Origin of the sequence: Mesorhizobium sp. M7A.F.Ca.US.011.01.1.1 (assembly GCF_003998295.1) — a bacterium.
Lineage (GTDB): Bacteria > Pseudomonadota > Alphaproteobacteria > Rhizobiales > Rhizobiaceae > Mesorhizobium.
Map to the genome: position 1 here is coordinate 49,198 of NZ_RZRT01000020.1, position 20,181 is coordinate 69,378.

The following is a 20,181-nucleotide window of genomic DNA, read 5'->3' on the forward strand; positions in this document are numbered from 1 at the left end:
GAATAGACGCTGGCCTTGCGTTCAGCTCTCTTCTCCCCGTCGTTATACGGGGAGAAGGTGCCGGCAGGCGGATGAGGGGCAGCGCCAGCCTTTCCGATTGACTTCAGTTCTTGCCAGCGTTGGCCTTGCCAAGGACCCGGAGTCCCGCCAGCCTCTCTGCCTCCGCCACCACCTCCGCCGGCATCACACGCTCCCCAGGCGCGGCCAAAAGCGTTGACGCATATTGCCCGCGCGGACCCGTCAACCCGGGCTCGGTCGCCAGGAACACCGCAACCGTTGGCAGGCCGAAGGCGCTGGCGAGATGGGTCAGCCCGGTGTCGGCGCCGATGACCAGTTCCGAGCAGCCGATGAACGCAGCGATGTCGGCCAGCGGTGACTTTGGCACCACAACTGTCGACGGCACTGCCTTGGCAATGGCTTCGGCCACGGCCTTCTCGCGCTCGTTCGACCATGTGGTGACCGGCGTCATCCCCCGTTCAGCCAGCAGGCGCGCGGTTCCGATCCAGGCTTCGGCCGGCCATTTCTTGTCTTCGCGGCTGGTGCCGTGCAGCAGGAAGGCGGTTTTTCCAGAAGTGCCCGCCAGTGTGCCGGTGGGCGGCACGATGCCGGAGTCCAAGGTCGAAAGATCGGGCTGATAGCCGAGCGCCAGGCCGAACAGCCGTCGCGTCCGTTCGATGGCGTGCAGGTCGCGTGGCACGGCATAGGTGACGTCGTAGAGCAGCGTCGCTGAAGGTTCGCGCGCACTCGACCGGTCGAAACCGGCAATTGGCGCGCCGGCCTGTCTTGCCACCAGGGCCGATTTCAGCAGGCCTTGAGCATCGATGACCAGGTCGTAGCGGCAATCGCGCAAGGTACGGCGCAAGCCGGCCGCCTCGCGCCAGGTGCCGCCGTCGAACAGCGCCCTGCGCCAGCGCCGGATTGCCATCGTGTGGATTTTGTCGATCGCCGGGTGGAGCGCGACGATGCCGGCGAACGCCTCTTCGACGCACCAGTCGAAGGTGACGTCCGGTCGGTTGCGGCCGGCATCCTCGACGGCCGGAAAGGTGTGGATGACATCGCCCATCGACGATGTCTTGACGATCAGCACCTTCATGCCGCGGCCGGGATTTCCAGCAGCCGGTCCGCAGCTGCCGCGACCTGGCCGACTTCAAGCGTCATCAGGCAGTTGAGGTGGCCGAGCGGGCAGACCTTCCGGTGGCAGGGCGAGCACGACAGGCCGAGCCAGACCAGTTCGCGGCGCTCCGCCAGCGGGGGCGTGTTCTCGGGCGAGGTCGAGCCGTAGACGGCAACGATCGGCGTGCCGACGGCGGCCGCGACATGCATCAGCCCGCTGTCGTTGGACACCGCCAGCCTTGCGGCGGATATCAGGTCGATGGCGTCCTCCAGCCGCGTCTGTCCGGCGAGATCGACGACGCCGGGGGCCAGGGCTGCGATCTCCGCCGTCACGTCGCGGTCGTTCTTCGAGCCGAACAGCGCAACCTTCAAGCCTTTACCCATGAAATTGCGGGCAAGCCCGGCATAGCTTTCGCTGGGCCAGCGCTTGGCCGGGCCAAATTCGGCGCCGGGCATCAGGGCCACGAATTTCCGAGGCGCCAGCCCGAAACGGCCGAGCAGGTCGACCTGGTTTTTCGTGTCCACGTCAAGCCGTGGCGCCCGGAAACTACCGCCCTGGGCAAGGCCGAAATAGGCCTGCGCGGTGCGTCGTTTGATGCTGTCGGGCAATGGCACGATGTCGGTCAACAGGCCATAGCGCATCTCGCGCAAATGACCGACACGGCGCGGAATACGGGCAAAGAACGGAATCAGCGCCGACTTCCAGCTGCCGGGCAGGATATAGGCCATGTCGTAGCGGCCGCGCAGCAGGCGGCCGAAGCGGCGGCGATGGGTGAACTCGAGCGCGCCGGGTTTGAGCGGAAAGTCGATCTGCTGGCGGATTTCGGGCATGCGCTTGACCAGGGGTGCTGCCCAGGCCGGCGCCAGCACATCGATGGCGGCGGTGGGATGCAACTCCTTCAGCGCCGAAAACAGGCACTGCGCCATCACCATGTCGCCCACCCAGCGTGGGCCGATCACGAGGATCGTTGGGCTTTCAGCCATTCGACATAGTCTCTGACACCGGTTTCCACTGTCCGGAATTGGCCATTGTAACCGGCCGCGCGCAAACGGGACATATCAGCTTGCGTAAAGCTCTGGTAGCTGCCCTTGAGATGGTCGGGAAAGGGGATGAATTCAATCTCCCCTTTACCCAACGTGTCGATCACCGTTTCGGCGATGGCGCGGAAGGGCTGGGCACGGCCGGTGCCGCAATTGAAGATGCCGCTTGAGCCCCGTTTCCACAGCCACAGATTGACCTCGGCGACATCGCCGACATGGATGAAGTCGCGGCTTTGTTCGCCGGGTCCGAACCCGTCATAGGCGCCGAACAGTTTCGGGTTCTCGCCTCGCTCGACCTGGTTGAACAGATGGAAGGCGACGGAGGCCATGGCGCCCTTGTGCGCTTCGCGCGGGCCGTAGACGTTGAAGTAGCGCAGGCCCACGACCTGTGAATGGTCGGCCTGCCCGGCGAACACGGTTCGCCTGACGTAGTCGTCGAACAGTTTTTTCGAATAGGCGTAGACATTGAGCGGCCGCTCCAGCGCGGGATCCTCGCGGAACTCCGAGCCGCCGCCATAGACGGAAGCCGAGGAGGCATAAAGGAAAGGCACGCGCAACGCCTGGCTTGCATGCAGCAGCCGTTTCGAGAAGGCGTAATTCACCTCCATCATGAATTTGCCGTTCCACTCGGTGGTGGTCGAGCAGGCGCCCTGGTGGAACACGGCCTCGATGCGGCCGAGCGAGCCGGCCTCCATGCGGGGCAGGAAATCGTCCTTGTCGAGATAGTCGGCGATCTTGAGATCGGCAAGATTGGCGATCTTGTGACCGTCGGTGAGGTCGTCGACGACGAGGATGTCGTCATGCCCTTCGGCATTCAGCGCGGCGACGATGTTGGAGCCGATCATGCCGGCGCCGCCCGTGACGATGATCATGAAGGGCCTCTGGTTGCTTGCGATTCCGGCCCTTATAGGGGAGGCTAGGCGGGCTGTCGATAAAGTCAGGTGCATGCGCCTGGCCTGCCATTTTTATGCGCTTGTCTGTTTTGTCTGTTTTGTCTATTATGGACAAAACGAGGCATCCCATGAAAAACTATCCATCGACCGATCTGAAACAGAATCTTGGAGATGTGCTTGCAGCTGCCAGCCAGCAGCCGGTCTCCATCACTCGCCACAACAAGCCGAGATACGTCCTGATGAGCATCGAGGCCTACGAAGCGCGCTTCGGCAACGATAGCCGCCGCGTCTACGCTGCGGAGGACGCCCCGTCCGAACATGTCGAGATGCTCGAGGAATACGCCGCGGAATTGGACCGTGATTAAACCCGCCGCTGCGGACGTCTGGCGATATCCGTATCTTTGGCATCGCCAACACGGAGACGGCGAGACCGAAGGCCGGAAGTCACGGCCTGTGGCCTTTGTGGCTGTCCTTCCTGGGAAAGCCGGCGGCACGAACCTCTTCGTCCTTGCAATCACTTCCACGCAGCCGGGCCATGATCGCGTTGCCGTCAGCATCCCGGAAATTGAACGCCACCGTGCGGGCCTCGACCCTATGCCCCTTTGGGTCATGGTCGACGAGTACAATCATGATATTCTGGAAACGTCAGCCTATTTCGAGCCGGGTGCGCGAATCGGCGCGTTCAGCCCGTCATTTCACAAGAAAATTATGTTCGCTTTTACTGCGGTTGTCCGCACGGGTAAGTCCAAAGCCATCCCGCGCGCGGACTGAATCGACAGAACAGAGCACGATCGTGAGGGACCAAAAATGCCATCGACCGAACTGCTCATCGCGTTTTTCGCCACCACGGCGATCTTCGCCTACATTCCCGGCCCGGCCATGCTCTATGCCGCCGCGCAGACGATGGCGCGCGGCCGCTGGTCCGGCCTGACGGCGGCACTTGGCATTCATCTGGGCGGCTACGTGCATGTTTTCGCAGCGGCTGCCGGGCTGTCGGTGCTGTTTCATGCCGTGCCGACGCTCTACCTGGCGGTCAAGCTGGTCGGCGCGCTCTATCTGATCTGGCTTGGCGTCTCGCTGTTTCGCAAGCGCGCGGACGGCGATGCGGCACTGCCCGCGATCGAGCGCAAATCGGCGCGGCGCGCCTTTTTCGAGAGCATCACCGTCGAGGTGCTCAATCCGAAGACAGCGATCTTCTTCATGGCGTTCCTGCCGCAATTCATCGACGCCTCGGCGGCGTTTCCGGTCTGGCTGCAGTTCGTCGTGCTCGGCACGATTGTCAATCTGATGTTCTCCTCGGCCGATATCGTCTGCGTGTTCCTGGCGGGCGCCGTGATCGGCCGTTTGCGGCGTTCGAGCCGCGCACAGCGGCTGATGCAACGGGCGGGAGGGGCTGTACTGGTCGGGCTGGGCGTCCATGTCGCCCTGCAGAAGAGCTGACCGCCCGAGCCTGCCGGGATCATGCCCTGCCGTTGCGCTGCGTGAATTTGCGGTATATCGGCTTTCGCCATGAGCGACCCGACCAGTCGATTGATGAGCACTTATGAGAGTTGAAATTGGCCTTTTCCCTGCGTTGCCGGTGACATGATCAAGCACAATCCGCCTTCTCCCGAACCGTTGCACCGCGCCATTGCGCGGTTTGGCCAGGCCACCGTGCTGGTGGTCGGCGACTTTATCCTCGATCGTTTCGTCAACGGCGTCATCGAGCGGATTTCGCCGGAGGCGCCGATCCCGGTGCTGCACGGGCGCGGCGAGACCTCGACCATGGGCGGCGCCGGCAACGTCGTGGCCAACATCGTTTCGCTCGGCGCTGCCGCTGTTCCCGTTTCCGTAATCGGCGCCGATCTGGCGGGCGACAGTCTGGTGCGGATGCTCGGCGAGCTTGGCGCCGATACGGCGGGCCTTGCGCAGGAGCGTGGTCGCATGACCTCGTCCAAAAGCCGCTTCAGCGCGCTCAACCAGCAGGTGCTGCGTTTCGACGAAGAGGAGATCAAGCCGCTCGGCGCTGCGGAGCGAGCCGGCCTGATCCGGCATTTCCGCGCCGCGCTGGCGCACGCCGACATCGTCATCCTGTCCGATTACGGCAAGGGCATCCTGCTCGACGGCGTCGCCGGCGACTTGATCGCCATCTGCCGCGAGGCTGGAAAGCCGGTGCTGGTCGACCCGAAGGGCCGCGATTACGCGCGCTATGCCGGGGCGACCGCCATCACCCCCAACCGCAAGGAACTCGGCGAGGCCGTCGGCCATGCGGTGTTCGCCGATGACGAGATCGTGGCTGCCGCACGCGAGTTGATTTCGGCACATGGTTTCGATTTCGTCGTTGCGACGCGCAGCGAAAAGGGCATGAGCGTGGTCGGTCCCGACGAGGCGCGCCACATCGCCACCCAGGCGCGCGAAGTGTTCGACGTTTCGGGCGCCGGCGACACGGTGATCGCGAGCTTCGCGCTGGCGCTGGCCGTAGGCGCCGATACGGTCATGGCCGCTTCGATCGCCAATGCCGCCGGTGGCGTCGTGGTAGGAAAACGCGGCACCGCGCGGCTGACGGTCGAGGAACTCACCGGGGCGCTGTTCCGTTCGCATGGGCCGACGGCCCACAAGGACGCCATCCTCGACGCCACATCGGCCGCCCGCATGGTGGCGGCGTGGAAGGAAGAGGGCCTGAGCGTCGGCTTCACCAATGGCTGCTTCGACATCCTGCATGCCGGCCATGTCAGCCTCTTGCACGCGGCGCGCAGCCAGTGCGACCGGTTGGTGCTCGGCCTCAACAGCGATGCCTCGGTGCGGCGACTGAAGGGCGCCGGCCGGCCGGTCAACGACCAGCACGACCGCGCCTGCGTGCTGGCAGCGCTGGCCTCGGTCGACGCGGTCGTGGTGTTCGAGGAAGATACGCCGCTGGCGCTGATCGAAGCGCTGCTGCCCGACATACTGGTCAAGGGCGCCGATTACACCGTCGACACCGTGGTCGGCGCCGATGCCGTGCAGAAAGCCGGCGGCCGCGTCGTGCTGGTCGATCTCGTCGCCGGCAAAAGCACCACCAACACCATTGGCAAATTGCGCGCCGGCGGCACCACAAACTGAGGGTTTCATGTCCGACTTGAACGATTACCTTGTCCGCTCGGCGGCTGCCATATCAGCCATGGTTGAACGGGACCTGACCGGTGAGATGGAGCAGGCAGCGAGCGCGGTGGTGACGGCGCTTTCGTCGGGGAAGGCCCTGCTCATCGCTGGCAATGGCGGATCGGCCAGCGACGCCATCCACATTGCCGGCGAACTGGTCGGCCGCTTTCTCAAGGAGCGCAAGGCCTACAATGTCATCGCGCTGCCGGCCAATGCAGCGGTGCTGACCGCCTGGGGCAACGACTATGGCTTCGACACGGTGTTTTCGCGACAGGTCGAGGCGCATGGCGCGGCCGGCGGCGTGCTTCTGGCAATCTCTACCAGCGGCAATTCGCCGAGCATCCTCGCCGCCGCCGAACAGGCACGGAGGATGGACATGACGGTGATCGGCATGACCGGCGACGCCGGCGGCAAGCTGAAACCTCTGTCCGATATCCTGCTCAACGTGCCGTCGACTTCGACGCCGATCATCCAGCAGGGGCATCTGTGCCTTTATCATCATCTGTGCGAGGTGGTCGAAGCGCGCCTCAGCAATGGCTGATCCCCCGACCTCTGGCCGCTATCCGCTGGCGGAGCCTGGCCTATGGGTCGAGCAGGTCGGCTCAAGGGTGTTCGCCGCCGGCTCGCCGGCGCTGTTCCTCGATCGCGACGGCACCATCAATGTCGATACGGGCTATCCGGATGATCCTGCCGAAATGGTGCTGCGCGCGGACATAGCCGCGGTGATAGCCGCCGCCAACCGGGCCGGCATTCCGGTCATCATCGTCACCAACCAGTCGGGCATCGCGCGTGGCTATTTCGGCTGGGGCGATTTCGCTGCCGTCAACGGCCGCGTGCTCGAGCTGCTGCGCGCCGACAATGCGTTCGTCGATATGGTCGTCGCCTGCGCCTATCACGAAGCTGGCACCGGTGTGCTTGCGGTCGCCGATCATCCGATGCGCAAGCCCAATCCGGGCATGCTGCTGGAGGCGGCCGGGCGCCTCGGGCTCGATCTGCGGCGTTCGCTGGTCGTCGGCGACAAGGAGGCCGACATGGAGGCGGGACAACGCGCCGGCCTCGCGCAGGGCTGGCTGGTAGACGGGCAAGCGGCTGTCCGATCGGGCTTCACAATTCGGCCTTGGTGCGACCGCGCGGATTTCGACGGCCTGCTCGCCGCAATAGCTGCGCTTGGCACCGCCTCGGGCGCGCCGTGACGGCTTACATCCGATCTTTGTCTCGCCAGGCTTCATAAAGCTTGGCCTCTGTCGCGAACGAATACAGCATCACCAGCATCGAATAGACGAACCCGTGCCGGCCGCACAGGAAGTAGCGCTTGGCCAGGTAGAACTTCAGGAAGTTGCCGAGAGGCGACAGCACCAGTCTTATCAGGCCGGGCTTCTTGGCTCGTTCGACCAGCGTGGCAACCTTGAGGCTGGAGTAGGTGTTGGCTCTTGCCAGATCCTCGGCAATGGTCATTTCGCGGCGATGCAGCAGCACGCCATTTTCTATCGTGCCGGTTTCGCCTGGCACCTCGAACGACTCATGGACCCGCAGATTAAGGTCCATCGTGGCCTTGTCGCGGCGGAAAAGACGCAGCAGCCTGTTGTGAAGCACCCAGCGGTGCGCATAGCCATAGCCCTTCAGCTTGTCGCGGCGTCTGATGTACCATCCGTCGAAGGCGTCATTCCCAAGCTGGGTCACATTCATGATTGACTGCCTGAGCACGTCGTCGATGGCCTCGTCGGCTTCAATCGAAAGGCACCATGATTGCGTGGCCTGATCGAGCGCGAATTGCCGCTGACGAGGAAAGCCCGGCCAATCGTTGTGAAACAGCCTTATCGGGTAGCCTTTGGCGATGTACCCATTGACGACGTCCAGAGTGCTGTCCGTCGAGCCCGAATCGACGACGATGATCTCGGCGCAGAAATCGACGCTTTCCAGGCACTCGCCGATCATATCGGCCTCGTTCATGCAGATGACCAGCGCCGAAACCGGGCTAGAAAATCGAGTCATCGTCCCACCCCACGGCACACAATTCTCGGAATTGGGCTGCCCTGCGCCACTTGTTTACGCAATCCCGAAAGCGCTATGCGCTTTCCCCAGGAAAACCGTTACACACTTTTTCTGGAATTGCTCTAGGAAACCAACAAGACGGCTACGGCAGAACATCCGGCTTCACGGAAGAGTCTATCGAACGCCAAAGCGGCGCTGATATGGCGGGGCGCTCAAGCCGCATCGGCGAAAGCCCGCTGCGGTTCAACCGGCTCAAGGCTGTGCGAACGAGACCAGCCCTTCGTCCTTGACCCGGCGGATGGTGAGCGCGGTTCGCACCGTGTCGACGTTCGGGGTCGAGGTCAGTTCCTCGATGACGAAGCTCTGGAAGGCGCCGAGGTCGCTCGCCACGCAATGCAGCAGGAAATCGGATTCACCCGACACCATCCAGGCGTCGCGTACGATAGGCCAGCCGCGGGTGCGCTCGGCAAAGATGCGCAGCTCGGCATCGGCCTGATGATGCAGGCCGACCAGGCAGAAGGCAACGACATCGAGGCCGAGCGCTGGTGCATTGAGCAAGGCGCGGTAGCCACGGATGATGCCGGCTTCCTCCAGGCGCTTGACGCGGCGCAGGCATGGCGGCGCCGAAATGCCGACGCGATTCGACAGTTCGACATTGGTCATGCGGCCGTCGCCCTGCAATTCGCGCAGGATCTTCCAGTCGATGGCGTCGAGGTCGGCCTTGAGCGGCATGGGGGTTCTCGACCATGAGGGGCAATACGCAAGAATCTTGCGGGATTTTGTAATTAAACGACTTCGCTGTCCATTCCATCCTTCGTCCGGGAATATTTCACGGGATCAGCGGGGCGACAGGTGTGACAAAGCTTTCCGGGGACGAACTCCAACTTGCCTTGCTGGCGTCGTGGGCAACACTTACATTACGCGCGATAATGATCGAGTTTTCCATGCCGCAATTGCCGGCAGCCCTCCGCAGAGGCTTTAGATGACCACCAAGCACGCGCCCGTTCTCATCATCGGTTCCGGCCCGGCCGGCTATACGGCGGCGGTCTATGCCGCCCGCGCCATGCTGAAGCCGATGCTGGTCGCCGGCCTGCAGCAGGGCGGGCAGTTGATGATCACCACCGATGTCGAGAACTATCCAGGCTTCGCCGACCCGATCCAGGGTCCGTGGCTGATGGAGCAGATGCTGAAACAGGCCGAGCATGTCGGCACCGACATCATCAACGACATCATCACCGAGGTCGATCTCAACGTGCGACCGTTCCGTGCCAAGGGCGATTCCGGCACCACCTACACCGCCGACGCGCTGATCATCGCCACCGGCGCGCAAGCGAAATGGCTGGGCATCCCGACCGAGCAGGACTTCATGGGTTTTGGAGTCTCGGCCTGCGCCACCTGCGACGGCTTCTTCTACCGGGGCAAGGATGTCGCGGTGATCGGCGGCGGCAATTCAGCGGTGGAAGAGGCGCTCTATCTGTCCAATCTCGCCAAGAGCGTGACGGTCATCCACAGGCGCAGCGACTTTCGCGCCGAGCGTATCCTGCGCGAGCGGCTTCTGAAGAAGGACAATGTCCGCGTCATCTGGGACACGATCGTCGATGAGATCACCGGCCGGCCCGGCAAGACGCCGCTGCCGCCCTCGGTCGAGGGGCTGAAGCTCAAGCATGCGGTGACCGGCGAGGTGTCGCACCTCAAGATCGACGGCGTGTTCGTGGCCATCGGCCATGCGCCGGCGGTTGAACTGTTCGCCGGCAAGCTCAAGCAGAAGCCGAACGGCTATCTGTGGACGGCGCCGGATTCGACCCGCACCGATGTGCCGGGCGTGTTCGCGGCCGGCGATGTGACCGACGATATCTACCGCCAGGCGGTGACGGCGGCGGGGCTTGGCTGCATGGCCGCACTCGAGGCGGAGAAGTATCTGGCCGGCATCGAAGTGCATCGCGAAGCGGCCGAGTAGAGAGTTCAGAGAGCGGCTTAGAAACGCCGTGTAAAAGCCTGATTTTTCATTCAGACGCCAAAACAGAACGAGGGGAATCATGGCGTTGGACTGGGACAAGCTACGCGTGTTTCACGCTGCGGCGGAGGCGGGGTCGTTTACCCATGCGGCCGAGACATTGCATCTGTCGCAATCGGCGATCTCGCGGCAGGGCAGCGCACTCGAGCATGATGTCGGCGTGCCTTTTTTCAACCGCCACGCCCGCGGGCTGGTGCTGACCGAGCAGGGTGAGATGCTGTTTCGCACGGCGCATGACGTGCTGATGAAGCTTGAGACCATAAAGTCCCGGCTGACCGAGACCAAGGATCGCCCGTCGGGCGTGCTGCGGGTGACGACGACGGTGGGGCTGGGCGCCGGCTGGCTGACCGAGCGGGTGCAGGAATTCATCGAACTCTATCCCGAAATCAGCCTGCAGCTGATCCTCGCCAACGAGGAACTCGATCTCACCATGCGCCAGGCCGATTGCGCCATCCGGCTGCGCCAGCCGCAGCAGCCGGACCTGATCCAGCGCCGCCTGTTCACCGTGCATTTCCACCTCTACGCGGCCCCATCCTATGTCGCCAAGCATGGCAAGCCGTCTTCCGTCGCCGAGCTGAAGGCCCATCGCATCGTCACCTTCGGCGTGCCGGTGCCGTCGCATCTGTCGGAGCTGAACTGGCTGGAAACGGTCGGTGATTTCGAAGGCGGACAAAGGGTGCCGACGCTGCAGATCAACGACATATTGTCGATCAAGCGTGCGGTGCAGGGCGGTGCCGGCATCGCCATGCTGCCCGACTATGTGATCAGCAAGGACTCCGATCTGGTGCAGCTGCTGCCGGAGACCGAGGTGCCGTCTTTCGACACCTATTTCGCCTATCCCGACGCGATGAAGAACCAGGCCAAGCTGCATGTGTTCCGGGACTTCATCATCGCCAAGGCCCGAAGCTGGTCCTTCTGAGGGCATGCCGATATTCAAGTGAGGCCGGCCTGCGCATGGCCGCTTCCTGCGCTTCCCGTTCTACCGCATCGCGGTAGAACTGTGCTCACGCACTTAAGTACGCTCCGCTCCGGTTCTCGGCAGCCACCATTCTCGACTCGGCCTGACCTGAATCTCAACGCGCCCTGCGATGGTGGCTCAACCACGCCAGGGCGACAGTCGAGGCAGCCAGCCCGGGACGTTGCGGCGGTAGGTGTCGTATTCGGCGCCGTAGCGGTGAGCCAAGGTCGGCTCCTCGTAGAACCGCACGAAAGAGCCCATGACGATCGCGCCGATGACTGCATAGGCGACAAGCGCCCAGCTCGAGAACAGCAGCGCCTGGCCGAGGATGATCGACAGCACGGCGACATACATCGGGTTGCGGACATGGCGGTAGATGCCGCCGATCACCAGCCTCTCGGTCGGGGCGACCGGTGCGGGTGTGCCCAGGCCCTCAAACGCAAAACGGCCGAAGGCATGCAGGAGTGCCGCGACCGCGGCGACGATCAGAAGCCCGCCGACAGGGACAAAGCCCGGCAGACCAGACCACGGCAAGCCCCAGCGATCGGTCAACAGCCAAGGCACCAGCCCGGCAACCACGCAGGGCGCCGCGATGAAGAAGGCCGCACTGCCCGCGATCGCCGAAAACGTCCGCATTGGCTGCTTCCTCCCCGATTGCCTTAGAAATACACGCCTGCTGCCCGCTTCCACATCATTGCCCAGTTTTGGCATTTCGAGCCGAAAGCCAGCCGAGATTGGCGATTCTGTAGTTGCAATTGCCCGATTCAGCGCTCCATTTCGACGATTTTGCTGGTCCTATTGGCTTCTGGAATGGGTTAGACCACAGCCTGCGTCTTTTTGCATGTGTGTGTTGCAAAATAGATGCTTGTTTCTTGGGCATGATGAGCACATATATAGATCATCTCCTGGGCGCGTTCTCCTCCCATTAGCGCCCTCGAGTGTTCCCCTCTGGAGGTTAGCCTTAACAGGCACTCCAATCAAACTCAGCCGGATCTTCATTGATCCGGCTTTTTTGTTGCCTGTGCCCTGCTGGGCCGGCCAAAAATTCCATCACAATTGCCACGTAACGGTGACATGTAACCTCTGGTAACATATCCCGGACGCTCGCGACCTGCTATGTAGATCATAGGACGCGGTGTGGTTCGGACGGGAGATGGGGGCATCACTCGTACGGCCCGGGCTCAGGCGGCTACCGCGTCCGAACCGTTTTCCGCCGAACACGGCGGTACCAAATGCGGCGGACCTGACGTTTTACCTCCCAAGGAAACGGTCCGCGAACAAAACGACGTCCGGCCCCGCCGGACGTCGTTTTCTCTTGTTCCCCCCGAATCAGGTCGACAGGAACGCCACGCCATCAGGCAGCCTTGCCGTTGGTGTTCATTGCGTCGTCGGCCAGACGGCCGGTGAGTTCGGCCATGTGGTCGAAGACGGCACGATAGCTGGCAACGCCCGCGGTCGCGGAGCGCAACTCGATGATCAGGTCGCCGATCTCGGCTTGCGGCATGGTTGCCTCGACGACATCCCATCCCGGCCAGTCGGGCCGCGCGTCGTAGCCGAGGATCTGGCCGCGCCGCTGCGGGATGAGAGCGATGATCTTCGAGGTGGCGTCGGAGGGGGTGACGATCTCGACCTTCATCACGGGCTCCAGGAGCACCGGCAAGCACGCGGCCATGCCTTCCTTCATCGCCAACCTGGCCGCCATCTGGAAGGCCATGTCGGAGGAATCGACCGCATGATAGGAGCCGTCCGACAGGTTGACTGCGACATCCACGACCGGAAAGCCCAGCGGCCCGGATTTCAGATAGTCGCGCACCCCGGTCTCGACCGACTGGATGTAGGTCTTGGGCACGACGCCGCCGGTAATTGTATCGGTGAACTGGAAGCCGGAACCGCGCGGCAGCGGCTTGATCTCGATCAACACGTCGCCGAACTGGCCATGGCCGCCGGACTGTTTCTTGTGACGGCCGCGCTGCTGCGCCGATTTGCGGATCGTCTCGCGATAGGGCACTGCCGGCGGATGGCCTTCGACCGGTATCTGGTTCTTGCCTTCCAGCCGCTCGCGCACCACGCGCAGATGCATCTCGCCATGGCCCGACAGCACGGTTTCGGCCGAGTCCTGATTGTGGCGCAGGCTGAGCGAGGGGTCCTCCTCGGCCAGCCGCTGGATGGCAGCCGACATCTTCACTTCGTCCTTGCGCTCCTTGGGACGGAGCGCGAAGGCGAAGACCGGCTGCGGCGGCTCGAACTGGACGAGCGGCTTGATGCCGCCCTTGGCCGAGCTCAGCGTCTGGCCGGTCTTGACCTCGTCCAGCTTGCCCAGTGCCACCGTGTCGCCGGCTTTGGCGATGGAGAGCTTGGACTGGTCCTTGCCGAGCATCCGGTAGATGCCGGAAACCTTGGCGGTGTCACCGCCGGGCAGCCAGAGTTCGGAACCGTCGACGACCTGACCGGAGAGGATGCGCGACACCGACAGCTTGCCGCCATGCGAGGTGTGGATGGTCTTCATCACCTGGACCAGGGTAGCCGCGCCGTCGGGTGCGCCGAGCCGCTTGCGGGTTGCCTCGATGTCGGGCGCGTCGTGGCGGATCGTCTTCAAGAGGCGCAGCACGCCGTTGCCTTTCTCGGCGGTGCCGATCAGCACCGGCGTCACCGCGCCGTCGCGCAGATCGGCGGCAAGATCGTCGAAGATGGCGTCCTTGGGCGGCTCGATCTCCTCGAGCAGCTGTTCCATCAGCTGGTCGTCATGGTCGGCCAGCGCCTCCAGCATGGAGAAGCGCGCCTCCAGTTCGCGCGCCTTGTCATCGCCCGGTATCTCGGCGACCTCGCTCTCAGCATATTCGCGATAGATGTAGGCACGCTCCAGCGCCAGATCGATCGAACCGATGACGACGCCATCCTTGCGCAACGGAATCTGGCGCAGCAGCAACGGCACCGAGCTTGCCGGCTGCAGCATCTTCAGCGTGTCGCGCACACCGGCGATTGCCTTGTCGACCTTGTTGAGGAACAGGATGCGCGGCACGCCGAGATCGTCGAGCTTGCGCATGATCAGCTGCAGGGCAGGGATTTTCTTTTCGTCGGCCTCGGCAACGACCACCGCGAGGTCGCAGGCGGCCAGCACCGGCTCGGCCTCGAAGGAGAATTCGATCGAGCCGGGACAATCGACGAAAGTAAGCTGCTCGCCCATGAATTCGGTGGTCGCGATTGTCGCCTCGACGCTCATAGCGTGGGCGCGCGCCTCGGGCGAATGGTCTGAAACGGTATTGCCCGATGAAACGGGATTTTGTCGGGGAATTGAGCCCGTGCGGGCCAGTATGGCTTCGAGAAGTGTCGTTTTACCGCTTGCGAAGGGACCGACTATGGCAATGCATTTCGGTCCCGTGCGTCGTCCTCCGGCGCGAGTACCCATCACTGACCTCCACTCAGGCGTTTCCCGTAGGACCGACTGGCTACATGGTTCAGGCGTGGTCAATCGGTCCTGAGCGGCGGCCGGCCTGTTCGACCGTCGCGGGCGGGGTTCTTTTCAAGCGCCACCTGCCCAAAGCCATCGTCCCATTTGTTTGCCGGCAGGGCAAGAAAAATAGAAATCCGGTGCTCTGCGGTAGCTACGCGCCGATCGGACGATGGTTGGCAGCGGGAAGCTGTTGCACGTTGGTCGATATCAGCCGAAACTGAGGATGGGCGGCTTGTCGCCTTATCCGCCTCCGTTTCTGGGACCATCAACCATGAAGATCATTGCCTGTGGCAGCGTGCCAACCATCATAGCGCCAGAAAAATACTTCACCGGCCGGGTGCTGCAGACGCCGATCATCGAGAAAGAAGCGCCAGCGCGGCTGCGGGCGACGCTGGTCAGCTTCGAGCCGGGCGCGCGCACCCATTGGCACACGCATCCGCTTGGCCAGACACTCTATGTCACCGTGGGCGCCGGGCTTGCCCAGACATGGGGTGAACCGGTCCAGGAGATCAGGGCCGGCGATGTCATCTCGTTCGCGCCAGGTGAAAAGCACTGGCATGGCGCAGCGCCGAAATCGGCGATGACACATATCTCCATGCAGGAAGCAATCGATGGCGTCCATGCCGATTGGCTAGAAGCCGTGACCGCGGAGCAATATGGCGGCTGAATGCTCAGTCTGTAGGAAGCCGGGCTTCTCTTCCAGCCGCTACATTTTTAGAAGAGGGCGACTCGCGGCGAGTCCCGTATCGTGGCGCAGGCCACGCTCAATCGCGTGATCGGCAGTGCCATGCTGCCCGTTCAGCTGACCGTCAGTCAGTGATGTAGGTGATTGCGAAATTCAGGTCTGGATATGTCATGTCAAAGCATCGTCTGTCCCTACTCGCCGCCGTCTATCTCGGTTCGTTCGTGGCTCTGCTCGACGTCAGCATCGTCAATGTCGCGCTGCCGACCATCCAGCAGGCATTGCAGACCGATTTCGGCGGCCTGCAATGGGTGGTCGATGCCTACACACTATGCTTGTCGGCCTTCATGCTGTCGTCGGGCCTGGTCGGCGACCGCTATGGCCGCAAGCGCTCGTGGCTGGCCGGCGTCGGCATCTTCGTTGCCGGCTCGCTGATCTGCGCCATCGCGCCCAGTTTGCCGGTGCTGCTGGCGGGCCGGGTTGTGCAAGGTATCGCCGGCTCGCTGCTCATTCCCGGCGCGCTGTCGATCCTGACACAGGCCTTTCCCGATGCCCGCGAGCGCGCCGGCGTCATCGGCGGCTGGGCGTCGTTCGCTGCCATCTCTCTGCTCGTTGGTCCCGTCCTCGGTGGCATCCTGGTCGAGACCGTCGGCTGGCAAAGCATCTTCCTGATCAACCTGCCGCTTGGCTTGATCACGATCGCGCTCGGTGCTGCTTCGATCAACGAGACGGCGCATCCCGAACATGCCCATCTCGATCTTGTCGGCCTGGCGCTCAGCATCGTTTGGCTGGGCGCGCTGACTTTCGGCCTGATCTCGGCCGGCGAGAACGGCTGGAGCGAGCCAAGAACGATCATGGCGCTCATCGCCGGTGTCGCCGGCCTGGCGGTCTTCCTCGGTTTCGAGGCGCGCACGGCACGGCCGATGCTGCCGCTCTTCCTGTTCCGCGACGTCCGCTTCGCCGTCGCCAATATCGCTTCGTTCGCGCTTGGCTTCACCTCCTATTCCAGCGTCTTCTTCTTTTCGATGTTCCTGCAGCAGGTGCAGGGCTGGTCGCCGACGCAGACCGGCCTGCGCATGGCGCCGGCCTTCATTGTTCAGATCGTGGTGTCGCCATGGATCGGCAGGCTGAGCGCGCGCTATGGTCATTCGGCGCTGATGACCATTGGTTATGTCGCGATCGGCCTGTCCATGCTTGGCATGTGCTGGGCCGGACCTTCGACGCCCTATTCGGTGCTGTGCGTTCTGTTCGCCATTGGCGGCCTCGGCAATGCGCTGGCGATCCCGACCGGCAGCGCGGCGGCCATGTCCTACGCGCCGCGCGAACGCTCGGGCATGGTGTCGGCGGTCATCAACGCCACCCGCCAGAGCGGCCTTGCCATCGGCATCGCCCTGCTCGGCGCCTTGATGAGCATGCGAGCGACCGATCTCTTGACCGGATATCTCAGCGATGCGGGCGTCGCCAATGCCGAAGCGGTGGCCCGTGCCGCAATTTCGCGGCATGATTTCGCAACCGATGCGGCGATGGGCGAAAGCGGCGTGCACGACCTGTATGCTGCCGCCTATGCTGGCGGCTTCCATGCCGCCATGCTGACGGCGGCGATTGGCGCGTTCCTCACCGCCGCACTGCTGGTTGCCGTGCTGGCGCCGGCCGAGGCGCGCTCAGCCAAAGAGACCAAGAACGAGGCGTGAGGCTGACCGCCCATTAAAAACCCGGCGATGAAGCCGGGTTTTCTGCCTTCATAGTGCGCGTCAGGTCAACGATGCCGTGAAGCGCTGGATGCGCGTGCAGGCTTCTTCCAGCAACGTCTCCGAGGTGGCGTAGGAGATGCGGAAGTTGGGGCCGAGGCCAAACGCCGAGCCGAACACCACCGCGACACCCTCGGCCTCGAGCAGTTCCGAGCAGAAGGTCTCGTCGGTGTCGATCAGCTTGCCGGCCTTGGTCTTCTTGCCGATCAGCTGGGCGCAAGAGGGATAGACATAGAAGGCGCCTTCCGGTGACGGGCAAGAGATGCCGCGCGCCTGGTTGAGCATCGACACGACAAGGTCGCGCCTGCCTTGAAAGATCGCCTTGTTCCTGGCGATGAAGTCCTGCGGGCCGTTCAGCGCCTCGACCGAGGCCCATTGCGCGATGGTGCAGGCGCCTGACGTCTGCTGGCCCTGGATCATGTCCATCGCCTTGATCAGTTGAACCGGACCCGCGGCATAGCCGATGCGCCAGCCGGTCATGGCATAGGCTTTCGACACGCCGTTCATGGTCAGGGTGCGCTCGTAGAGCTTCGGCTCGACCTCGGCGATGGTCTTGAAGACGAAATCGCCATAGGTCAGGTGCTCGTACATGTCGTCGGTCAGCGTCCAGACATGCGGATGCTTCAACAGCACGTCGGCCAACGCGCGCAGTTCGGCCTCGGTATAGGCAGCGCCCGACGGGTTCGATGGCGAGTTCATCAGCAGCCATTTGGTCTTCGGTGTGATCGCCTTTTCCAGCACGGAAGCAGTCAGCTTGAAGCCATTGTCGATCGAGGTGTCGGCAAACACCGACGTGCCGCCGCAGATCGCCACCATCTCGGGATAGCTGACCCAATAGGGGCGAGGAATGATGACCTCGTCGCCGGGGTTCAGCGTCGCCATGAAGGCGTTGAACAGAATCTGCTTGCCGCCGGTGCCGACTATGGTCTGCTCGGGCTTGTAGTCGAGATTGTTCTCGCGCTTGAACTTTTTTGCGATCGCCTCGCGCAGCGGCACGATGCCCGAAACCGGCGGATACTTGGTTTCGCCACGGTGGATTGCCTCAATCGCCGCATTCTTGATGTTGTCTGGCGTGTCGAAATCCGGTTCGCCGGCGCCAAGCCCGATAATGTCACGGCCGGCATTTTTCAGCTCGCGCGCTTTCTGCGTCACCGCGATGGTGGCGGAAGGCTTCACGCGGGAAAGGGTGTCGGCAAGAAAGGCCATGAGCTTGACGTCTCCATGGAAGGTCGCGCGTCCGGAAGCGGCCGCGGCGCTTCTCATGTCGCATGATTTCGCGCAACGCAAGCATTGTCGGCTGATCCAGGTCTCAAGGAGCCGTGATCGGGACCTGGTCGGCAACAATAAATTCATTAACGAGCGGTAGAGGCTTGAGTGGCAGGATCACAGACCAATTGCGGAGCGAGGAACCGTGTCGCGCAGCGTCGGGCTTGCCCACATCATCCGCCAGGACGACGGCACCTCCACCGGTGTCTGGGGCATCTACACGCTGCAAAGCGCCTTCCAGCCGATCTTCGCCTTCAAGGAAGGCAAGCTGTCGGTGGTCGCGTTCGAAGGGCTGATCCGACCGTTCCGCGACGGCGAGCCACAATCGCCGATGAATTTCTTCTCGACCTGTCCGGCCGCCGACCGGCTGCATATCGAGGCGCTGACCAGGACGCTGCATCTTCTCAACGCCGGTGCCTGCCTGCCGCGGGAAGCGTCGATCTTCGTCAATTTCGACCCGTCGGTGTTCACCGAACGCACTGTTGCCGACGCTGCCTTGCGCGACATGCGGCTCGTGCTGCACGAGGCCGGCATCGACCCGCGTCGCATCGTCTGCGAGGTGACCGAGCAGCGGTCGGCGTCGCAGGAAGCCTTGCACGGCTTCGTCGCGGCACTGAGGGCCAACGGTTTTCGCATCGCCGTCGACGATTATGGCGCCGACGATTCCGACATCAATCGGGTCAAGGAGTTGAAGCCGGATATCGTCAAGTTCGATGCCTACTGGATCACGCAACTGATGGAGTCCGGCGCCGGCTTCGCGTTGCTGACCGCCATGGTGAAGAACTTCGAGGAGCAAGGCATCCATACGGTGTTCGAAGGCATCGAGGAGGGCTGGCAACTGGAGCTCGCCGAGAAATCGGGTGCATCGATGGTGCAGGGTTTCGTGCTGGCGCGGCCCGAATTGGCGCCGACCAGCTTTGGCGTCTTCGACAAGGCCAGGCAGGCGCCTGTCGCTGCTGCCGTCGACACGGTTCCTGCCGTGGCAACGCCTTCGGCGCGGCCGGTCAAGGCCTTCGGGCGCCGTGTGGCGACATGAGAGACGATCGGCGGCGCAATGTCGGCGATGCGATCCGGGTCGACGAAGTCGGTATCGAATACGGCATGCATGGCGAGTTCCGGCTGCGCAGCGCCTACCAGCCGATTTTCGCGCCGCGCGGCCGTTTCCTTCACGCGGTCGCGGCCGAAGCCCTGATCGAGCCGCACCGTGCCGGCCGCCCCGGCGCGCCAAAGATGTTCTTTGAAAGCGTTGCCGTCTCGGACCGGCTGTTTGTGGAAACCATGTGCCGGGCGCTGCATCTCAGGAATTTCCGCAACATCGGCGTCGACGGGCTCGATCTGTTCTTCAACTACAATCCGTTGATCAATGACCATGCCGGGCGGGCACTGGCCGAAATTCGCCTGATGACCAGGCATCTCGGCGAGTTCGGCCTCGCGCCGGCCATGCTGGTATGCGAAATCACCGAACAGGCGGCGGACGACGCGCTTCTCGCGCGGCTGGTGCGCGAAATGCGGCGCGACGGCATCCGCATCGCCATCGACGATTTCGGCACCGGGCACTCGACCGAGGAGCGGGTGAGCCTGCTCAAGCCCGACATCGTCAAGATCGACGGCACCTGGTTCGCGGAGTTCTGCCGCCACGCCGCCGCCGAACGGTTCTTCCGCCCGCTGGTTTCCAGCCTGCATGACCGCGGCGCCAAGGTGCTGGTCGAAGGCATCGAGCAGCCCACTCATCTGCGCGTCGCGCTGGAAGGCGGCGTCGACCTGCTGCAGGGTTTTCTCCTCGCCCGTCCCGCGCTTGCCGGCACGGTATTCGAGGAAAAGCCGCTGGTCATCGATGCGCTGCTGGGCCGGGACAGCAAGGTCGTGCCCCTCTTTGGCTAGGGCATGCCGACAATTGGTGCCGTGA

At 63.3% G+C, this 20,181-nt stretch carries 20 protein-coding genes; 12 read left to right on the forward strand and 8 right to left on the reverse strand.

Annotated elements, in window-relative coordinates:
• Positions 1-103 precede the first annotated feature (103 nt).
• Genes waaC through rfaD form a run of 3 tightly spaced genes read right to left on the reverse strand, consistent with a single transcriptional unit; the run spans position 104 to position 3,026 of the window.
• A complete protein-coding gene (waaC, locus tag EOA13_RS19330; protein ID WP_127295027.1) occupies positions 104-1,093 on the reverse strand; it encodes a lipopolysaccharide heptosyltransferase I in 990 nt (329 codons plus the stop codon).
• On the reverse strand, positions 1,090-2,097 hold the full coding sequence (waaF, locus tag EOA13_RS19335) for a lipopolysaccharide heptosyltransferase II (protein WP_127295029.1): 1,008 nt from the start codon (positions 2,095-2,097) through the stop codon (positions 1,090-1,092). Before waaF ends, waaC begins: the two co-directional genes overlap by 4 nt.
• Positions 2,070-3,026 (reverse strand): ADP-glyceromanno-heptose 6-epimerase, encoded by a 957-nt coding sequence (rfaD, locus tag EOA13_RS19340; protein ID WP_127295031.1) that lies wholly within the window; start codon positions 3,024-3,026, stop codon positions 2,070-2,072. The genes waaF and rfaD overlap by 28 nt, the downstream gene beginning before the upstream one ends.
• A gap of 149 nt (positions 3,027-3,175) precedes the next feature.
• Here rfaD and EOA13_RS19345 point away from each other — a divergent pair, with 149 nt between their 5' ends.
• The 6 genes from EOA13_RS19345 (at position 3,176) to EOA13_RS19370 (ending at position 7,357) form a co-directional block, all read left to right on the forward strand.
• Positions 3,176-3,412, forward strand: a complete 237-nt coding sequence (locus tag EOA13_RS19345) for a type II toxin-antitoxin system Phd/YefM family antitoxin (protein ID WP_013530070.1) — start codon at positions 3,176-3,178, stop codon at positions 3,410-3,412.
• The gene (locus tag EOA13_RS19350) at positions 3,405-3,818 is read left to right on the forward strand and encodes a hypothetical protein (RefSeq protein ID WP_027039330.1); all 414 of its coding nucleotides are present in this window, start codon (positions 3,405-3,407) and stop codon (positions 3,816-3,818) included. Before EOA13_RS19345 ends, EOA13_RS19350 begins: the two co-directional genes overlap by 8 nt.
• Positions 3,819-3,854: 36 nt before the next feature.
• Positions 3,855-4,487 (forward strand): LysE family translocator, encoded by a 633-nt coding sequence (locus EOA13_RS19355; RefSeq protein WP_013530072.1) that lies wholly within the window; start codon positions 3,855-3,857, stop codon positions 4,485-4,487.
• A gap of 144 nt (positions 4,488-4,631) precedes the next feature.
• The gene (rfaE1, locus tag EOA13_RS19360) at positions 4,632-6,125 is read left to right on the forward strand and encodes a D-glycero-beta-D-manno-heptose-7-phosphate kinase (RefSeq protein WP_127295033.1); all 1,494 of its coding nucleotides are present in this window, start codon (positions 4,632-4,634) and stop codon (positions 6,123-6,125) included.
• A 7-nt stretch (positions 6,126-6,132) separates the two neighbouring features.
• Positions 6,133-6,705 carry an SIS domain-containing protein gene (locus EOA13_RS19365; protein WP_127295035.1) on the forward strand — a complete coding sequence of 191 codons (573 nt, stop codon included), beginning with the start codon at positions 6,133-6,135 and terminating at the stop codon, positions 6,703-6,705.
• The gene (locus EOA13_RS19370) at positions 6,698-7,357 is read left to right on the forward strand and encodes an HAD family hydrolase (protein WP_127295037.1); all 660 of its coding nucleotides are present in this window, start codon (positions 6,698-6,700) and stop codon (positions 7,355-7,357) included. The genes EOA13_RS19365 and EOA13_RS19370 overlap by 8 nt, the downstream gene beginning before the upstream one ends.
• Positions 7,358-7,361: 4 nt before the next feature.
• On the opposite strand, the gene EOA13_RS19375 is transcribed toward EOA13_RS19370, so the two are convergent.
• Together EOA13_RS19375 and EOA13_RS19380 are read right to left on the reverse strand one after the other, a co-directional pair.
• Positions 7,362-8,156 carry a glycosyltransferase family 2 protein gene (locus EOA13_RS19375; protein ID WP_127295039.1) on the reverse strand — a complete coding sequence of 265 codons (795 nt, stop codon included), beginning with the start codon at positions 8,154-8,156 and terminating at the stop codon, positions 7,362-7,364.
• Between the two features lie 252 nt (positions 8,157-8,408).
• Positions 8,409-8,888: an Lrp/AsnC family transcriptional regulator gene (locus EOA13_RS19380; protein ID WP_013530077.1), complete on the reverse strand. Its 480-nt coding sequence runs from the start codon at positions 8,886-8,888 to the stop codon at positions 8,409-8,411.
• Positions 8,889-9,138: 250 nt separating this feature from the next.
• On the opposite strand from EOA13_RS19380, the gene trxB reads away from it, so the two are divergent.
• On the forward strand, positions 9,139-10,113 hold the full coding sequence (gene trxB / locus EOA13_RS19385) for a thioredoxin-disulfide reductase (protein WP_013530078.1): 975 nt from the start codon (positions 9,139-9,141) through the stop codon (positions 10,111-10,113).
• A 79-nt stretch (positions 10,114-10,192) separates the two neighbouring features.
• Complete coding sequence (locus EOA13_RS19390) at positions 10,193-11,089, forward strand: LysR family transcriptional regulator (RefSeq protein ID WP_127295041.1); 897 nt, start codon at positions 10,193-10,195, stop codon at positions 11,087-11,089.
• 177 nt (positions 11,090-11,266) lie between these two features.
• On the opposite strand, the gene EOA13_RS19395 is transcribed toward EOA13_RS19390, so the two are convergent.
• Both EOA13_RS19395 and EOA13_RS19400 read right to left on the reverse strand, forming a co-directional pair.
• Positions 11,267-11,764, reverse strand: a complete 498-nt coding sequence (locus EOA13_RS19395) for an isoprenylcysteine carboxylmethyltransferase family protein (RefSeq protein WP_127295043.1) — start codon at positions 11,762-11,764, stop codon at positions 11,267-11,269.
• A gap of 718 nt (positions 11,765-12,482) precedes the next feature.
• Entirely contained in the window at positions 12,483-14,534 is a 2,052-nt protein-coding gene (locus tag EOA13_RS19400; protein WP_127295045.1) for an elongation factor G, read from the reverse strand.
• 316 nt (positions 14,535-14,850) lie between these two features.
• Between EOA13_RS19400 and EOA13_RS19405 the strand changes: the two genes are divergently transcribed.
• Together EOA13_RS19405 and EOA13_RS19410 are read left to right on the forward strand one after the other, a co-directional pair.
• On the forward strand, positions 14,851-15,246 hold the full coding sequence (locus EOA13_RS19405) for a cupin domain-containing protein (protein WP_127295047.1): 396 nt from the start codon (positions 14,851-14,853) through the stop codon (positions 15,244-15,246).
• Between the two features lie 188 nt (positions 15,247-15,434).
• Positions 15,435-16,952 (forward strand): MFS transporter, encoded by a 1,518-nt coding sequence (locus tag EOA13_RS19410; protein ID WP_127295049.1) that lies wholly within the window; start codon positions 15,435-15,437, stop codon positions 16,950-16,952.
• A gap of 60 nt (positions 16,953-17,012) precedes the next feature.
• Here EOA13_RS19410 and EOA13_RS19415 read toward each other — a convergent pair whose 3' ends face one another.
• On the reverse strand, positions 17,013-18,215 hold the full coding sequence (locus EOA13_RS19415) for a pyridoxal phosphate-dependent aminotransferase (protein WP_127295051.1): 1,203 nt from the start codon (positions 18,213-18,215) through the stop codon (positions 17,013-17,015).
• Positions 18,216-18,420: 205 nt separating this feature from the next.
• Here EOA13_RS19415 and EOA13_RS19420 point away from each other — a divergent pair, with 205 nt between their 5' ends.
• Both EOA13_RS19420 and EOA13_RS19425 read left to right on the forward strand, forming a co-directional pair.
• Complete coding sequence (locus EOA13_RS19420) at positions 18,421-19,311, forward strand: EAL domain-containing protein (protein ID WP_127295053.1); 891 nt, start codon at positions 18,421-18,423, stop codon at positions 19,309-19,311.
• Positions 19,308-20,156 (forward strand): EAL domain-containing protein, encoded by an 849-nt coding sequence (locus EOA13_RS19425; protein WP_127295055.1) that lies wholly within the window; start codon positions 19,308-19,310, stop codon positions 20,154-20,156. The genes EOA13_RS19420 and EOA13_RS19425 overlap by 4 nt, the downstream gene beginning before the upstream one ends.
• The last annotated feature ends 25 nt before the right edge of the window (positions 20,157-20,181 follow it).

Coding starts and splice junctions, on each gene's coding strand:
- EOA13_RS19345 (WP_013530070.1), top strand. CDS start 3,176: ATGAAAAACTATCCATCGACCGATCTGAAACAGAATCTTGGAGATGTG.
- EOA13_RS19365 (WP_127295035.1), top strand. CDS start 6,133: ATGTCCGACTTGAACGATTACCTTGTCCGCTCGGCGGCTGCCATATCA.
- EOA13_RS19375 (WP_127295039.1), bottom strand. CDS start 8,156: ATGACTCGATTTTCTAGCCCGGTTTCGGCGCTGGTCATCTGCATGAAC.
- EOA13_RS19405 (WP_127295047.1), top strand. CDS start 14,851: ATGAAGATCATTGCCTGTGGCAGCGTGCCAACCATCATAGCGCCAGAA.
- EOA13_RS19390 (WP_127295041.1), top strand. CDS start 10,193: ATGGCGTTGGACTGGGACAAGCTACGCGTGTTTCACGCTGCGGCGGAG.
- rfaE1 (WP_127295033.1), top strand. CDS start 4,632: ATGATCAAGCACAATCCGCCTTCTCCCGAACCGTTGCACCGCGCCATT.
- EOA13_RS19410 (WP_127295049.1), top strand. CDS start 15,435: ATGTCAAAGCATCGTCTGTCCCTACTCGCCGCCGTCTATCTCGGTTCG.
- EOA13_RS19400 (WP_127295045.1), bottom strand. CDS start 14,534: ATGGGTACTCGCGCCGGAGGACGACGCACGGGACCGAAATGCATTGCC.
- EOA13_RS19425 (WP_127295055.1), top strand. CDS start 19,308: ATGAGAGACGATCGGCGGCGCAATGTCGGCGATGCGATCCGGGTCGAC.
- waaF (WP_127295029.1), bottom strand. CDS start 2,097: ATGGCTGAAAGCCCAACGATCCTCGTGATCGGCCCACGCTGGGTGGGC.
- EOA13_RS19415 (WP_127295051.1), bottom strand. CDS start 18,215: ATGGCCTTTCTTGCCGACACCCTTTCCCGCGTGAAGCCTTCCGCCACC.
- EOA13_RS19380 (WP_013530077.1), bottom strand. CDS start 8,888: ATGCCGCTCAAGGCCGACCTCGACGCCATCGACTGGAAGATCCTGCGC.
- rfaD (WP_127295031.1), bottom strand. CDS start 3,026: ATGATCATCGTCACGGGCGGCGCCGGCATGATCGGCTCCAACATCGTC.
- EOA13_RS19355 (WP_013530072.1), top strand. CDS start 3,855: ATGCCATCGACCGAACTGCTCATCGCGTTTTTCGCCACCACGGCGATC.
- EOA13_RS19370 (WP_127295037.1), top strand. CDS start 6,698: ATGGCTGATCCCCCGACCTCTGGCCGCTATCCGCTGGCGGAGCCTGGC.
- EOA13_RS19395 (WP_127295043.1), bottom strand. CDS start 11,764: ATGCGGACGTTTTCGGCGATCGCGGGCAGTGCGGCCTTCTTCATCGCG.
- trxB (WP_013530078.1), top strand. CDS start 9,139: ATGACCACCAAGCACGCGCCCGTTCTCATCATCGGTTCCGGCCCGGCC.
- waaC (WP_127295027.1), bottom strand. CDS start 1,093: ATGAAGGTGCTGATCGTCAAGACATCGTCGATGGGCGATGTCATCCAC.